General features: G+C 74.1%; 13 protein-coding genes. 10 read left to right on the top strand and 3 right to left on the bottom strand.

What is annotated here, in order from left to right; all coding sequences use genetic code 11:
- The first annotated feature begins 116 nt into the window (after positions 1-116).
- The 9 genes from ACZ79I_RS03315 to nadD all read left to right on the top strand — a co-directional run bounded on the left by ACZ79I_RS03315 (position 117) and on the right by nadD (position 10,281).
- Positions 117-1,823 carry an enoyl-CoA hydratase-related protein gene (locus tag ACZ79I_RS03315; RefSeq protein WP_471493896.1) on the top strand — a complete coding sequence of 569 codons (1,707 nt, stop codon included), beginning with the start codon at positions 117-119 and terminating at the stop codon, positions 1,821-1,823.
- A gap of 892 nt (positions 1,824-2,715) precedes the next feature.
- A complete protein-coding gene (locus tag ACZ79I_RS03310) occupies positions 2,716-3,270 on the top strand; it encodes a hydrogenase maturation protease (RefSeq protein ID WP_471504728.1) in 555 nt (184 codons plus the stop codon).
- A 221-nt stretch (positions 3,271-3,491) separates the two neighbouring features.
- On the top strand, positions 3,492-3,887 hold the full coding sequence (locus ACZ79I_RS03305; protein WP_471493894.1) for a hydrogenase maturation nickel metallochaperone HypA/HybF: 396 nt from the start codon (positions 3,492-3,494) through the stop codon (positions 3,885-3,887).
- Positions 3,888-3,890: 3 nt separating this feature from the next.
- Positions 3,891-4,652, top strand: coding sequence for a hydrogenase nickel incorporation protein HypB (gene hypB, locus ACZ79I_RS03300; RefSeq protein ID WP_471493892.1), 762 nt, complete (start codon positions 3,891-3,893; stop codon positions 4,650-4,652).
- Complete coding sequence (gene hypF, locus ACZ79I_RS03295) at positions 4,649-7,048, top strand: carbamoyltransferase HypF (RefSeq protein WP_471493889.1); 2,400 nt, start codon at positions 4,649-4,651, stop codon at positions 7,046-7,048. Before hypB ends, hypF begins: the two co-directional genes overlap by 4 nt.
- A gap of 52 nt (positions 7,049-7,100) precedes the next feature.
- A complete protein-coding gene (locus tag ACZ79I_RS03290) occupies positions 7,101-7,409 on the top strand; it encodes a HypC/HybG/HupF family hydrogenase formation chaperone (protein WP_471493886.1) in 309 nt (102 codons plus the stop codon).
- Entirely contained in the window at positions 7,406-8,530 is a 1,125-nt protein-coding gene (gene hypD / locus ACZ79I_RS03285; RefSeq protein WP_471493884.1) for a hydrogenase formation protein HypD, read from the top strand. The genes ACZ79I_RS03290 and hypD overlap by 4 nt, the downstream gene beginning before the upstream one ends.
- Positions 8,523-9,599, top strand: a complete 1,077-nt coding sequence (gene hypE, locus ACZ79I_RS03280) for a hydrogenase expression/formation protein HypE (protein ID WP_471493882.1) — start codon at positions 8,523-8,525, stop codon at positions 9,597-9,599. Before hypD ends, hypE begins: the two co-directional genes overlap by 8 nt.
- Before the next feature lie 67 nt (positions 9,600-9,666).
- Positions 9,667-10,281, top strand: a complete 615-nt coding sequence (nadD, locus tag ACZ79I_RS03275) for a nicotinate-nucleotide adenylyltransferase (RefSeq protein ID WP_471493880.1) — start codon at positions 9,667-9,669, stop codon at positions 10,279-10,281.
- Between the two features lie 63 nt (positions 10,282-10,344).
- On the opposite strand, the gene ACZ79I_RS03270 is transcribed toward nadD, so the two are convergent.
- Entirely contained in the window at positions 10,345-11,544 is a 1,200-nt protein-coding gene (locus ACZ79I_RS03270) for an AI-2E family transporter (protein ID WP_471493878.1), read from the bottom strand.
- A 217-nt stretch (positions 11,545-11,761) separates the two neighbouring features.
- Here ACZ79I_RS03270 and ACZ79I_RS03265 point away from each other — a divergent pair, with 217 nt between their 5' ends.
- Positions 11,762-13,492, top strand: a complete 1,731-nt coding sequence (locus tag ACZ79I_RS03265; protein ID WP_471493876.1) for a sensor histidine kinase — start codon at positions 11,762-11,764, stop codon at positions 13,490-13,492.
- Here the strand turns inward: ACZ79I_RS03265 and ACZ79I_RS03260 are convergent.
- The gene (locus ACZ79I_RS03260) at positions 13,478-14,476 is read right to left on the bottom strand and encodes an Acg family FMN-binding oxidoreductase (RefSeq protein WP_471493874.1); all 999 of its coding nucleotides are present in this window, start codon (positions 14,474-14,476) and stop codon (positions 13,478-13,480) included. The two genes, ACZ79I_RS03265 and ACZ79I_RS03260, sit on opposite strands and share 15 nt — an antisense overlap.
- A gap of 156 nt (positions 14,477-14,632) precedes the next feature.
- On the bottom strand, positions 14,633-15,334 hold the full coding sequence (locus tag ACZ79I_RS03255; RefSeq protein ID WP_381082200.1) for a response regulator: 702 nt from the start codon (positions 15,332-15,334) through the stop codon (positions 14,633-14,635).
- Positions 15,335-15,550: the final 216 nt, after the last annotated feature.

Here is a 15,550-nt window from a genome sequence, read left to right as displayed (position 1 = left end):
TCGGGTGACCCGGCCGCCTGTCTGCGGTGGCGGTGCGGGGGTGTGCCCGACGATCGCAGTCGGCCGGGCGCCTTCGCCCGCACCGTCGTCCGCCGGGAGGGATCCGGGAGTTCGTCGTGCACATCCTGCTCGTGGCCAGCGCGTTCAACAGCCTCACCCAGCGCGTCCATGCGGAACTGCGCGACCGCGGTCACACCGTCGCGGTGGAACTCGCCCTGCCGGGGAACCCGTTGACACAGGCGGTGCCGCGCCACGCGCCGGACCTCGTGCTCGCGCCTCTGCTGAAGACGGCGATCCCCCGGCAGGTCTGGGCCGCCTACCCGTGTTTCGTCGTCCACCCGGGCCCGGTCGGCGACCGCGGGCCGTCCTCCCTCGACTGGGCGATCCAGGAGGGCGCCCGACGGTGGGGCGTGACGGTCTTCCAGGCCGAGGAGGAGATGGATGCGGGCGACGTGTGGGCGTCCGTGGCGTGCCCGGTCCCGCCCGTGGCCAAGAGCGACCTGTACCGGGGCGAGATCGCCGACGCCGCGCTCGCGGCCGTCACGCTCGCCGTGGAGCGCTTCGCCGACGGCACCTTCACCCCGCTGCGGCAGAACACCGCCCGGACCCGTCCGTACCTGGACCAGAGCGTCCGGCGCATCGACTGGCACGCCGACCCCACGCGGACCGTCGTCCGCAAGCTGCGTGCCGCGGACTCGCAGCCCGGAGTGCGCGACGTGCTGCTCGGCGAGGAGTGGTACCTGCACGGCGGCCACCCCGAGGAGAGGCTGCGCGGGGTCCCGGGGGAGCTGCTCGCCACCCGGGCCGGGGCGGTCTGCCGGGCGACCGGGGACGGTGCCGTCTGGATCCCGGAGCTCAGACGCCCCCGCCGTCCCGGGGGGCCGGCCACGTTCAGACTCCCCGCGGTCCAGGCCCTCGGCGACCGGCTGCCCAGGCTTCCTGAGCTCCCCGCGCCGCCCGACGCGGACCCGCGCACCTGGACGGACATCCGCTACCGCGAGGAGGGCGGCGCCGGCTTCCTCGCGTTCTCCTTCCCCGGCGGCGCCATGAGCACCACCCAGTGCCGGCGCCTGCTGAGCGCCTACCGCCAGGCGTGCGCACGCCCCACCTCGGTCCTGGTGCTGGGCGGCCGGCGGGACTTCTTCTCCAACGGGATCCACCTCAACGTCATCGAGGCCGCCGCGGACCCCGCCGCGGAGTCCTGGGCGAACATCAACGCCATCGACGACCTGGTCGAGGCGGTCCTGACGACCACGGACCGGCTGGTGGTCTCCGCCCTGGCGGGCAACGCGGCGGCGGGCGGCGTCATGCTCGCCCTGGCGGCCGACGAGGTGTGGTGCCGCGCCGGCTGCGTGCTGAACCCGCACTACCGGCTGATGGGCCTGTACGGCTCGGAGTACTGGACGTACACCCTGCCGCGCCGCGTGGGTGCCGCGACGGCCGGGCGGCTGATGCGCGAGGCCCTGCCGATGAGCGCGCGGAGCGCGCTCGGCCTCGGGCTCGTCGACCGGGTGGTGGACTGCGCGCCGGAGGACTTCGCCGAGGAGGCCGGCCGGCTGGCGGTCCGGCTCGCCTCGCTGCCGGGGACACGGTCACGGATCGCCGCGAAGAAGGCCGAACGCGAACGCCGGGAGAGCGGCGGGCCCCTGTCCGCCTTCCGGGAACGGGAGCTGGCCGAGATGCACCGCGTGTTCCACGACCCGGACGCCCCCTACCACGCCCTGCGGCGCGCCTTCGTACGCAAGGAGGAGCCGCCCGGCACGCCGCCGTATCTCGCCCGCGCCACCGGCTGCCGCACCGGGGCGGAGGAGCACCCCCGGTGACGCCGCAGTCCACCCCCGCCGCACCCACCGGAAGGACCGCCCCGTGAGCGTGACCGCGTTCGCCCCCCGGACCGAGGAACGCCTCACCCGCGCCCGGCGGGTGGCCGACACCGTCCTCTTCGAGGGGTGCGTGCTGTGCCCCCGCCGGGACCCGGCGGCGAGGAACCGGGTGCACCGCCAGTCAGGGGTGCTCGTACCGCCCGGCTGGGGCGCCGAGGGCGAGGAGTACGACTTCCAGCACACCGAGTGCCTGATGGAACCCGGCGCGGACGCCACCCTGGCGGTGGAGCTGCGCTTCCTGCGCGCCCGGCGGCGAACGCTCCAGCGGGCCGGTTCCGACGGCGTGTTCGAGAGCGTTCCCGAACTCCGGCCCGGCGACCTGGTCCTGGCGGCCGGGGACGAGGGCACCGAGGAACGCGTCGGCGTGGTGGTGACGGTGGACGAGCTCCTGGACGGCGACGGGGTCACGATCCCCTTCGGCCGCCCGGCGGGGGAGGAGAGCGAACCGGTCCTCGACGTGACAGGCCGTCCGATCGGCCGTACGGTCCGCCGCCACGAGGAGGTCAGCGGCGCCCTGCGGCTGTCGGCGCGCGTCCTCGACGGGCCCCGCCCCGTCGTGCGGCTGACGGCCGTCGTCGAGAACACCAGTCCCTGGACGCCGGCCGACGCCCGTACCGCCGGCCGGGACGCGGCGCTGCCGTACTCCCTGGTGGCCGCCCACGTCCTGATGGCCCTGAGCGCCGGATCGTTCCTGTCCATGACCGATCCGCCCGCATGGGCGAAGGACGCGGCCGCATCCTGCCGCAATCTGCACACCTGGCCCGTACTGGCCGGCGAGCCCGGCCACGCAGATGTGGTGCTGTCCTCACCGGTCATCCTCGACGACCACCCCGTGCTCGCCCCGGAAGGCGTCCCGGCCGGCGGCCGGGTGCTCGTCGCCGGCATCGGGAACGTCTTCCTCGGCGACGACGGCTTCGGGGTGGAGACCGTACGCGCCCTGAAGGGGCGTCATCTGCCGCCCGGCGTCGAGGTCGCGGACATCGGGGTGCGGGGCGTGCACCTCGCCTACCAGGTGCTCGACGGCTACGACACCCTCGTCCTGGTGGACGCCACCGCGCGCGGCGGCGATCCCGGCACGCTGTACGTCATCGAGCACGACGGCCCCGGTGGGAACGATCCCCACGGCGCGCCGCTCGACGGCCACCGGATGACCCCCGACGCCGTACTCGCGCTGCTGGGCACGCTCAGTGCCGGAACCGGAGGGCGGCCGCCGCGGCGCACGCTGGTCGTGGGATGCGAACCGGCCGCGGTGGAGGAGGGCGTCGGGCTGAGCCCCGCGGTCGCCGGTGCCGTGCCGGAGGCCGTCCGGCTGATCGAGGAGATGCTGGGGGCCGGCGGACCGGGCGGGTCCGCGCGGCAGGCCGTCGCCGGCGAAGTGGCGACATGAGAAGTGGCGACATGAGAAGCGGCGGCATGAGATGCGGCGGCATGAGATGCGGCGGCATGAGATGCGGCCGCCCTCTTGGGGCGAACGGCGTACGCGGCCGGGCGGCGACGGCGTGCCGGTCCGCGCGCCCCGCCCCGGCCACCTCTAATGGACGTCGGCGGGCCGCGCCCGCACGTCCCGCCTCCCGGGGCGGGTCCCGGCCGCGGCCGGGACGGAGACCGATGCACGAGATGTCCATCGCGCTGGCCGTGATCGGCCAGGTGGAAGAGGCGGCCGAGCGGGCCGGGGACGTCACGGCGGTGCGTTCGGTGCTGCTCCGGGTGGGCGAACTCGCCGGCGTCGTCCCCGACGCGCTGGCGTTCTGCTTCGAACTGGCCTGTGCCGGGACCGTGCTGGAGGGAGCCGAACTGGTCACCGACGCGGTGCCGGGCCGGGCCCGCTGCGCACCCTGCGCGCACGAATGGCCCGTCGGCATGCCGCCGCTCATGTGCTGTCCGCGGTGTGGCGGGGCGAGCACCGACCTGCTGTCGGGCCGGGAACTGCAGATCGTCAGCGTGCACTGGGAGGACGGCCGGACGCACGCACCCACCCGCGAACCGATCCCCGAGGAGCGCTGAACCATGTGCCGTGTGGTCGACCTGGAACAGGCCGTACTCGCCAAGAACGACCGGGCCGCGCACACCCTGCGCACCGAACTCGCGGCCCGGGGCACGACCGTCGTCAACCTGCTGTCCAGCCCGGGCAGCGGCAAGACCGCCCTCCTGGAACGCGAACTGGTGCTGGCCCGGGAGCGGTCGGTGCCGGTGGCGGCGCTGACCGCCGACCTGGCCACCGAGAACGACGCCGCGCGCCTGGCGCGGTCGGGCGTGCCCGTCAAGCAGGTCCTCACCGACGGACTGTGCCACCTGGAGTCCACGATGCTCGCCCGCCACCTGGAGGGGTGGCTGCCGGACGCGACCCGGCTGCTGTTCGTGGAGAACGTGGGCAATCTGGTCTGTCCCGCCTCCTACGACCTGGGGGAGACCCTCCGCGTCGTCCTGGCCTCCGTGACCGAGGGCGAGGACAAGCCGCTCAAGTACCCCACCGCCTTCGGCCTCGCCCACCTGGTCGTGGTCACCAAGACCGACATCGCCGAGGCCGTCGCGTTCGACGAGGCGGCCTTCCGCGCGAACGTGGAGCGGGTGAACCCGGGAGTCGACGTGCTGCTGACCTCCGCCCGGCGCGACCTGGGGACCGGCGCCCTGCTCGACCGGGCGCTGGCGGCCGCGGACGGCGCCCCCCTCCACACACCCGTCATGACCCGCCGTCCGCAGGCCGCGCCGCACGGCCACGCCCATGACCACACGGACGGCACCGGCGTCATGGCGCCGTCCCGCTCGTGAGCGGCCCCCGCCCCCCGACGGCCGTCGCCGTCCCGGCGCGGCTGCGCCGCCGGGTCACCGTGCGGGGCGTCGTGCAGGGCGTCGGCTTCCGGCCGTTCGTGCACACCCTCGCCACCGCCCTGGACCTGTGCGGGCACGTCACCAACACCCCCGAGGGCGTCGTCGTGGAGGTCGAGGGCGCCCCCGCGGACGTCATCCGGTTCTGCGAGCGGGTTGCCGCGGACGCGCCCCCGCTGGCCCGCGTGGACTCCGTCGACCACCACGACGTCCCCGCCACCGGCGACCCCGCGTTCACCATCCTCGCCTCCCGCACCGGAGGACCGGCGGGCACCCTGATCCCTCCGGACACGGCCACGTGCGCCGCATGCCTGCGCGAACTGGCCGACCCCGCGGACCGCCGCCACCGCCACCCGTTCATCAACTGCACCCACTGCGGCCCGAGGTTCACGATCGTCACCGGCCTGCCCTACGACCGGGCGCACACCACCATGGCCGGCTTCCCGATGTGTCCCGGGTGCGCCCGCGAGTACGCCGATCCCGCCGACCGCCGTTTCCACGCCCAGCCGGTCGCCTGCCCGGGCTGCGGCCCACGGCTGCGCCTGCTCGTGCGGCGGCCGGACGGCGGCCCGCCGCGGCCGGCCGCGGACGCCGATCCGGTGGCCGGGGCCCGAAGGCTCCTGGCGGGCGGCGCGATCCTCGCCGTCAAGGGCCTGGGCGGTTACCACCTGGCCTGTGACGCCACCGATCCCGCCGCCGTCGCCCGGCTGCGCCGGCGCAAGGACCGGGGGAACAAGCCCTTCGCCGTCATGGCCGGGGGCCTCGACGACATCGAGCACCTCGTGCGGCTCGCCCCGCAGGAGCGCGGCCTGCTCACCGGCAGCACCCGGCCCATCGTGCTGCTGCGCCGCCGCACGGACACCCCGTCCGCGCCGGGCCGCCCGTGCCCGGCCGAGACCGTCGCGCCCGGCAGCCCCGACCTCGGGGTCATGCTGCCCTACACCCCCCTGCACCGGCTGCTGTTCGGCCTCCCCGGCGATGCCGAGGGCCCCCGACTGCTCGTCATGACCAGCGGCAACGTGTCCGGCGAACCGATCGTCACCGACGACGGCGAGGCGCTGCGCAGGCTGGCGCACCTGGCCGACGCCTGGCTCACGCACGACCGGCCGATCCATGTGCCCTGCGACGACTCGGTGGTGCGCGTGTGCGACGGCAGCCCGCTGCCCGTGCGCCGCGCCCGCGGGTACGCGCCCCTGCCGCTGACCCTTCCGGTGCCGGTACGCCCCGCTCTGGCCGTCGGGGGAGACCTCAAGAACGCGTTCTGCCTCGCCGAGGGCCGCCGGGCGTGGCTGTCCGCCCACATCGGCGACATGGACGACCTCGCCACCCAGCGGGCCTTCGAACGGGCCGTGGCACAACTGGAGTCGATCACCCCGGTACGGCCGCGGCTGCTGGCCGCCGACCGGCATCCCGGCTACCGCTCCGCCCGGTGGGCGCTGCGCAACGCGGCGGGCCGGCCGGTCGTCCGGGTCCAGCACCACCACGCCCACGTCGCCTCCGCGATGGCCGAGCAGGGACTCGACGGCGGCCGGCCGGTGATCGGCGTCGCCTTCGACGGCACCGGATACGGCGACGACGGGGCGGTATGGGGCGGGGAGTTCCTGCTCGCCGACTACGCGGGCTTCACCCGCCTCGCGCACCTCGCGTACGTACCGCTGCCCGGGGGCGACGCCGCGGTGCACCGGCCCTACCGCATGGCCCTGGCCCACCTGCGCGCGGCCGGGATCGGCTGGTCGGACGACCTCGCCTGCACGACGGCCTGCCCGCCCGACGAACGGCGTGTGCTCAGGCGGCAGTTGGAGCGCAACCTGAACTGCGTCCCCACCTCCAGCATGGGCCGGCTCTTCGACGCGGTGTCGTCCCTCGCCGGCATCTGCCACCGGGCCGGATACGAGGCCCAGGCAGCCGTCGAACTGGAGGCGGCCGCGCTGCGGGCGCCGGCCGGCGACACCGCCGCCTACCGGTTCGCCGTCACGGCACCACGGCCGGGCGCAGGCCCGCTGCGGGCCGACCCGGGGCCCGTTCTCACGGCGATCGCCGGCGACCTGCGGGCGGGCGTGGCACCGGCCCTGGTCGCGGCCCGCTTCCACCGTGCGGTCACCGGCCTCGTCCACCGCGTGTGCGTGTCGGCCCGGGACACGCACGGAGTCGACACCGTCGCCCTGACCGGTGGCGTGTTCCTCAACTCCCTGCTCTCCTCCGACTGCGCCGCGGCCCTCGGCGCCGACGGCTTCACGGTGCTGCGCCACCACCTGGTCCCGCCGGGCGACGGCGGCCTGGCCCTCGGCCAGCTCATGGTGGCCGCCCGCGTGGAGGAGCGCACCGGATCCCCCGACTGACGAGCCGCCCCGGCAGCGCCGGGCGACGCACCACCCAAGCGAGGAGAGGCCCATGTGCCTGGCGGTACCCGGCAGAGTGCTGGACATCGAGGAACGTGACGGCACCCGGATGGCCAGCGTCGACTTCGGCGGCGTGGTCAAGGAGGTGTGCCTGGAGTACCTGCCCGACCTCCAGGTCGGCGAGTACGCCGTCGTCCACGTCGGCTTCGCCCTGCAGCGCCTGGACGAGGAGTCGGCGAAGCAGACGCTCGAACTGTTCGAAACCCTCGGCATGCTGCAGGAGGAGTTCGGCGACCCCTGGGAAGCGGCCGCGGAGGCGGGCGGAGCGCTCCCGCCAGCGCGTGAGGAGGCGCGGAAGTGAAGTACATCGAAGAGTTCCAGGACCCGGATCTGGCGCGCCGGCTCCTCGACGAGATCCATGCCACGGTGACCAGGCCCTGGGCGCTGATGGAGGTCTGCGGCGGGCAGACGCACACCATCATCCGCCACGGCATCGACCAGCTCCTGCCCGACCGGGTCGAACTGATCCACGGGCCCGGCTGCCCCGTGTGCGTGACCCCCCTGGAGGTCATCGACAAGGCGCTGGAGATCGCCTCCCGCCCGGAGGTGATCTTCTGCTCGTTCGGCGACATGCTCCGGGTGCCCGGCACCGGACGCGACCTGTTCCAGGTGCGCGGGGAGGGCGGCGACGTACGGGTCGTCTACTCGCCGCTGGACGCCCTGCGGATCGCCCGGCAGAACCCCGGCCGGGAGGTGGTGTTCTTCGGTATCGGCTTCGAGACGACCGCGCCCCCCAACGCGATGACGGTCTACCAGGCCCGCAGGCTCGGCATCCCCAACTTCAGCCTCCTGGTGTCCCATGTCCGCGTGCCCCCCGCCATCGAGGCGATCATGAGATCCCCGCACTGCCGGGTGCAGGGATTCCTGGCGGCCGGGCACGTGTGCAGTGTGATGGGCGTGGACGAGTACCCGGAGCTGGCCGAGCGCCACCGCGTACCGATCGTTGTGACCGGGTTCGAGCCCCTGGACATCCTGGAGGGCGTGCGCCGGACCGTGGCGCAGCTGGAGCGCGGCGAGCACACGGTCGACAACGCCTACCCGCGTGCCGTCCGCGCCGAGGGCAATCCGGCCGCCAAGGCCATGCTGGAGGACGTCTTCGAGGTCACCGACCGCACCTGGCGCGGCATCGGCGTGATCCCGGACAGCGGCTGGCGCCTGTCGGAGAAGTACCGCGAGTACGACGCCGAGCACCGCTTCCCGGTCGGCGGCGTCAGCACCCGGGAACCGGCCGCGTGCCGCAGCGGCGAGGTCCTGCAGGGCCTGATCAAGCCGCACGAGTGCGAGGCTTTCGGCACCCTGTGCACCCCCCGCACCCCGCTGGGAGCCACGATGGTCTCCAGCGAGGGCGCCTGCGCCGCGTACCACCTCTACCGGCGCCTGGACACCACCCCCGCGGCCCGGGAGGCGACCCCCGTTGTCTGACACCCTCGACCTGCAGCCGATCCCGGACCCGGCGGCCTGGACCTGCCCGGCTCCGTTGCGCGACCAGCCCCGCATCGTCATGGGGCACGGCGGAGGCGGTGCGCTCTCCGCCGAACTGGTCCGGCACGTGTTCGCGCCCGCCTTCGGCGGGGAGGCGCTCGCCCAGCTCGGTGATGCCGCCGCGGTGTCGCTCGGCGGTCTCCGGCTGGCCCTGTCCACCGACTCGTTCGTGGTGCGGCCGCTTTTCTTCCCCGGCGGCAGCATCGGCGACCTGGCGGTCAACGGCACCGTCAACGACCTCGCGATGAGCGGCGCCCGGGCGTCGTACCTCTCCTGCGGTTTCATCCTGGAGGAAGGCGTCGAACTGGAGACGGTCGCCCGTGTCGCCGACGCGCTCGGCGCGGCCGCCCGGGCCGCGGGCGTCGAGGTGGCGACGGGCGACACCAAGGTCGTGGAGGCCGGCCACGGGGACGGCGTCTTCGTCAACACGGCCGGTATCGGGCTCATCCCCGCGGGCGTCGACCTGCGGCCGCAGCGGGTGGTCCCCGGCGACGTCGTGATCGTCAGCGGTGCCGTCGGAGTGCACGGCGTGGCGATCATGAGTGTGCGCGAGGGCCTGGAATTCGGTGTGGAGATCGAGAGCGACTGCGCCGCGCTCGGGGGACTGGTCGACGCCATGCTCGCCGTCACCCCGGACCTGCACGTGCTGCGCGATCCCACCCGGGGCGGGCTCGCGGCCGCGCTGAACGAGATCGCGACGGCCTCGGGCACCGGGACCGTCATCAGCGAACGCGAGGTCCCGGTCCCGCCGGCCGTCGCCAACGCGTGCGCCGTGCTGGGCCTCGACCCCCTGTACGTCGCCAACGAGGGCAAGCTGGTGGCGTTCGTGCCGCGCGAGCACGCCGACGCCGTCCTGCAGGCGATGCGCTCGCACCCGCTGGGCGCGGAGTCCAGGATCATCGGCGAGGCCGTGGCGGAGCATCCGGGCATGGTGGTGGCCCGCACCGGACTGGGCGGCACCCGTGTGGTCGACATGCCGATCGGGGAACAGCTGCCGAGGATCTGCTGATGTCCGTACCCCGTGCCTGGCCCCGCTACGATCCCGGCGGGCGTGCGGCAAGGGCATCGGGGGACGGATGCGCATCGGCATCATGGGCGGCACGTTCGATCCCGTTCACTGGGGACACCTGAGCAACGCACAGTCGGCGGCCCGGGCCCTCGCCCTCGACCGGGTGCTCCTGGTCCCGGCGGGCGTGCCGTGGCACCGGCGCCGCCGGCCGGTGTGCGACGCGGCGCAGCGCTGGACGATGACGGGTCTCGCGGCCCCGTCGACCACGGTGTGCCGGGCCAGCCGCGTCGACGTGGACCGGCCGGGACCGACGTTCACCGTGGACACGGTACGAACCGTCAGGGCACGGTACGGGCCGGATGCGGAGCTGACGCTGATCGTCGGGGCGGACACGTTCCGGACCATCCCGGGGTGGCTGGGCGCGCGGGAGCTGCTGGCCGACGTGGACGTCGCGGTCTGCCCCCGGGCGGAACCGGTCGACATCCCCGCCCCCTTCGATCGGCGCCGGGTCCATGTGGTGCCCGGCGCCGGCTCGCCGATCTCCGCCACCGAGTGCAGACGACGCCTGGCGCTGGGCGCTCCGGTGGGCGATCTGCTGCCGGCCGCCGTGCACGCCTTCATCCGTGCGAACGGCCTGTACGGGTCCCCTTCCCTCCGCGCCCACCGCCGGGCGACGGGGTGACACGGCGCTCACACGGCACTCCTCGCGGGGCACGGCGGCGGGCCCCGCTCCCCCCGCGGGCGGTCACGGGGGCTTGGCGCGCAGCGCCTGCAGCACCGCCCAGGCGACGGACACGAGCGGGACCGCGACGACGGCGCCGATCACGCCCGCGACGATGCTGCCGCCGATGACGGACACGGCGACGACGACCGGGTGCAGGCTGACGGCCCAGCTCATCACCAGGGGATGCAGGACATGCCCCTCCAGCTGGCCGATGAAGACGATGAGCAGCAGCACCCCCGCGGCCGTGAGCGGACCGCGCCCGGCGAGGGCGACGACCGTGGCCACGCCGAGTGCGACCGGTGAGCCGATGAGCGGCACGAACGCGGCGAAGAACTCCAGCAGGGTGAGCGGCAGTGCGAGCGGCACCCGCAGCACGAACAGGACGACGCCGACGAGCACCGCGTTGGTGGCGGCCACGATGATGATGCCGCGCGTGTACCCGGCGAACGTCCGCCAGGCCGCGCGCCCGGCCCGGTCCCACACCTGCCGGGCGGCGCGCGGCATGAACTGGTCGCGCGTCCAGCACCACATGCGGTCGCCGGAATGGATGAAGAAGATCGCCGAGAAGAGCGCGAGCGCCCCGCCGGTGACCACTTCGACGACCCGGCCGAAGCCGCTGACGGCGCTGCTGAGGAGGGCGGACCGGTGGGAGGTCGCATAGGAGACGATCTGCCGCTGCAGTTCGGCGAGCCGGGCGGCGCTGAGCCGGAACGGCGGGCGCTGGAGCCACTGTTCGATCTGCCGGACGCCGTGGCGGAACTCCCCGGTCAGTTTCGTCCACTCGCCCACCACGGCGTCGGCGACGAGGGCGAGCAGCGAGAACAGGAGCAGGATGCTGAGGACGAGGGAGAGCGTGACGCTCAGGGACCGCGGCAGCCACCGGCTCAGCAGGTCGGTCGGGGGGCGCATGAGCGAGGTGATGATGAGCGCGAGGAACAGCGCCACGGCGATGAGCTGGAAGCGTCCGAGGACGGTGAAGACGCCGTAGACGACCAGCCCGACGAGGAGCACGCGCCAGGCGTAGGCGGCGGCGACCCGCAGCCAGGGAACGGTGCGCTCGGCGACCGCGCCGCGGGCGGGCCGGGCACGGCGGACGGCGCGCAGGGAGCGGGAGGGCCGGCTGCCCAGCACGACGGCGCCGGGCCGGCGTGCTCGCCCCGGCCCGGCCGCCGGACCGCCCGCATCCGCCACCGCGTCTCCCATGTCCTGACCATTGGTCATCTCATAGCACAGTAGGGGCAAAGCGGACATGGGACGGTCCGCAACGCGCCCTTCCGACGGGGATGCCCATACATGAAGCCGCACGTCATAGGAAGAGGCCAGAGGTCCACTGAACGTGATCGCCGGTCCTCAGTTCGGCATCCCAGCCAGTATCGTGATGACCTGAAGGTTCGCTGTCGATCCGCACCACGTCTGCGCGAGCCGGTCGGAGGAAGCGATGAGCGGGGATGGGCGACGGCGTTCGGAGCAGCAGCTGCCCAAGCTGCGGCTGGACGAACTGCTGGACGAGCTGCAGGCGCGCATCGACGCGGCACGGGGTACCCAGGACCGGGTGCACAGCCTGCTGGAGGCGGTCCTGTCGGTCGGCCGCGAGCTCGATCTGCCGCAGGTGCTGCGGGCCATCGTCGACGCGGCGGTCGTCCTCGTGGACGCCCAGTACGGGGCGCTGGGCGTGATCGGCGAGGACAACACGCTCGCCGAGTTCCACACCGCCGGCATCAGCGACGAGGACCGGGCCAGGATCGGGGCGCCGCCCAGCGGGCACGGCATCCTCGGGCAGCTGATCCGGCACCCCGAGCCGCTGCGCCTCGCCCGGATCTCCGAGCACCCGGCCTCCTACGGCTTCCCGGCCCACCACCCGCCGATGGGCTCCTTCCTCGGCGTGCCCATCCGGGTACGCGACCACGTCTTCGGAAACCTCTACCTCACCGAGAAGCGCGGCGGCTCGGAGTTCGACGCCGACGACGAATCGGTGCTCTCCACCCTGGCGGTGGCGGCCGGCGTCGCCGTCGAGAACGCCCGGCTGTACGAGGAGACGCGGCTGCGTGAACGCTGGCTGCGGGCGAGTTCCGAGGTCACCAGCGCCCTGCTGTCGGGCGCCCCGAGCGCCGACGTGCTGGAGCTGATCGTCGAACAGGCGCGGGAGATCGCCTCCGCCGACGTCGGGATGCTCGCCGAGCGCGTGCCCGGCGAGGACGTGCTGCGGCCCCTGCTCGCCGTCGGCATCCAAGCCGAGCGGCGGCGCGGCCTCGTGATGTCCGGCGAGGACGGCTTCGTGGAGGCCGCCCTGGGCGCCTCCGACCCCTTGATCAGCGCGGACATCGAACAGGACCCCCGGATCGGCGCGGCCAGGGACCTGTGGGCCGGGCTGGGGCCCGTGGTCGGCGTGCCGCTGAACGCGGGCGGCAAGTCGATGGGGGTGCTGCTGCTCGGCCGCGCGACGGGCCGTACGCCCTTCGCGGATTCCGACTCCGGCCCCCTGCTCGGATTCGCCGGGCAGGCGGCGCTGGCGCTGGAGCTCGCCGAGCGGCGCCGGGACGCGGAGCGGATCACACTGCTGCAGGACCGCGACCGGATCGCCCGCGATCTGCACGACCTGGCGATCCAGCGGCTGTTCGCGGCGGGCATGACCCTGCAGAGCACCCAGCGCTTCGTCGACCACCCCGAGGCCGTCGACCGGCTGACGCGGACCGTCGAGGACCTCGACGAGACCATCAAGATCATTCGGTCCACGATCTTCGGGCTGCGCACGCACGGCGGAGCGAAGGAGGAGGCCGGCCTGCGCAGGCGGGTGTCCGAGGCGGTGACGGCGTCCGCCCGATCGCTGGGCTTCCCGCCCGCGCTGCGCATCGAGGGGCTCGTGGACACCGATGTCCCCGGCGATGTGGCCGACCATGTGATCGCGGTTCTCGGCGAGGCTCTGAGCAATGCGGCGCGGCACTCAGGGGCCCGCTCCATGGACGTCCATCTGCGGTGCGCCAAGGGTGAGTTGATGCTCACGGTGGCCGACGACGGCTGTGGAGTCCCGGAGGGAGTGGCGCGCAGCGGGCTGCGGAACCTCCGGGAGCGGGCCGTCGCCCTGGGCGGCACGTTCGCCGTGGGCGAGTGCCAGGGGGGCGGCGGGACACGGCTGGTGTGGCGGGTGCCGGTGGGCTCAGCGCAGAACTGACCGCGCGGTGTCCGCCAGCTCCTGCCGCGCCGTGCGGCGCGGCGACGGGGGACCCTCCGGGCCGTACCCGAGACGGACCACCATCTGGACGTGGTCGCGGCGCTCGCCCGACCGCGATCCGAGTTCGTCGCGCAGGTCGGGCCACTCCAGCGCCTGGTGGAGCAGGGAGGCCCGTACCCCGCGGGCGGTGGCCACCAGCAGCACGCGCTCCAGCGCCTGACCGGCGCGCAGCCAGTCCGCGCGCCGGTCGTGCGCGGTGGTCACCGTGGCGAGCAGCGGACGGGTCTCGAAGGGCCGGGACGGCAGCGCCGCCGGGTGCCGGTGGGCACCGAAGTCCCGCATCGGGATCCGGTCCCGGAAGTCCTGGGGCCCCAGCGCCCCGGGCGCTATGCCGAGGCCCGCGGACCCCGGTCCGTCCTGCACCCAGTGGCGGCTCTCGGCGGCCCGGTCCGCGTCGGCGGTGTTGCGGCGCTCCGCCTCCCAGGTGAGCCGCAGCAGACGGTCGGTGTCGCGTGGCACGGGACGGTTCAGCAGCGCCCCCTCGGCACGGGCGGCCTCGCCGAGTTCGGTGAGCACGGCGGAGGGCAGCGGCCGCTCCGAGAACGGGAACCGGCTGCTGTGCCGGCGCCACACGGCGTCGTACAGCCGGGGAGCCGTGGAGTTCCTGGCCGGACCGGCCAGCCGTACCGTCGCCAGCAGGTCGGGCTCCTCGGGCCTGGGCAGCAGCCGGGTGACCGGCTCCCAGCCGAAGTGCGCGACGGCCACCCGCAGATTGAGGACCGCGCAGCCCACGGAGAGGTGCAGCGCACGCCCCGTCGGGTCGATGTGGCGCAGGCCGCGGTCCGTCGCGGCGCGGATCTCCACCGTGACGGTGTCCGGATCGAGGCGGAAGCGCCACGGCTGGGTGTTGAGGATGGAGGGTGCGGCGACGGCCGCCGAGACCAGGGTCTCCAAGGTCGCGACGTCGAGGGTCGCAGTGGTCATCGGAACTCCTCCCCGCCCCCTGCCGGCAGGCCGGTGGGCTAGTCGGTGACCGGCCACCAGCGTGGCGCGGGGTACGGGGAGTGTGCAGGGGCCATGCGGCCTCATGGGGTCCCGAAGGGCCCGGACCCGCCCGGCGGGGCGGCCCCGGGTCCCGGCTCACCGGGCGGTGTGCTCCCCGGACTCCTGCGGTTCCAGCTGGGAGGCGAGAACCGCGGCCTGGACACGTCGCTGGACGCCGAGCTTCGCCAGCAGGCGGGAGATGTGGTTCTTGACGGTCTTCTCCGACAGATACAGCTTCTTGCCGATCTCACGGTTCGTGAGGCCGTCCCCGATCAGCGCGAGGATGTCCCGCTCCCGGGGGGACAGGCTCGCCAGTTCCGGTGAGGTGGCCGGCTGCTCGGCCGGGTCGGCGCGCAGCGAGTGCATCAGCCGCGCGGTCGTCGCCGGGTCGAGCATGGACTGCCCGGAGGCCACGGTGCGGACCGCCGAGACCAGGTCGGAGCCCCTGATCTGCTTGAGCACATAGCCCGAGGCGCCGGCCATGATCGCGTCCAGCAACGCGTCCTCGTCGTCGAACGAGGTCAGCATCAGGCAGGCCAGCTCCGGCATCCGGCTGCGCAGCTCGCGGCAGACGGTGATGCCGTCGCCGTCCGGGAGGCGCACGTCGAGAACGGCCACGTGCGGCCGCACCGCCGGCCCACGGGCGAGAGCGTGTTCGACCGTGTCGGCGTCGCCGACCACCGAGATGTCCGGTTCGGCGTCCAGCAGGTCGGCCAGGCCGCGTCGTACGACCTCGTGGTCGTCCAGCAGGAAGACCCGGATCGGGTTCTCCTCGGTGAAGGTACGTGCCTCGTCCATGAGGACCTCTCGTTTTCCGGTGCGGACAGACTGCGGAGTGCCGGTGCCGACGACGATCGGCCGCCGGTACCGGACGTACCAGGGCCGTCCGGCCCCAGTGCTCCCCCCACAATGCTCCCTCACCGGCCCTCTCGTCATGGCCCTGAGACCCCTCCCGGGGATCGGCCGGGGGGTGGGATCTTGCTCACAGTGTTCGGGCCGTCGGGCCCGGGAGCC

The organism is Streptomyces sp. PSU-S4-23 (assembly GCF_055632315.1).
This window is presented reverse-complemented; position numbering and strand designations above follow the sequence as displayed.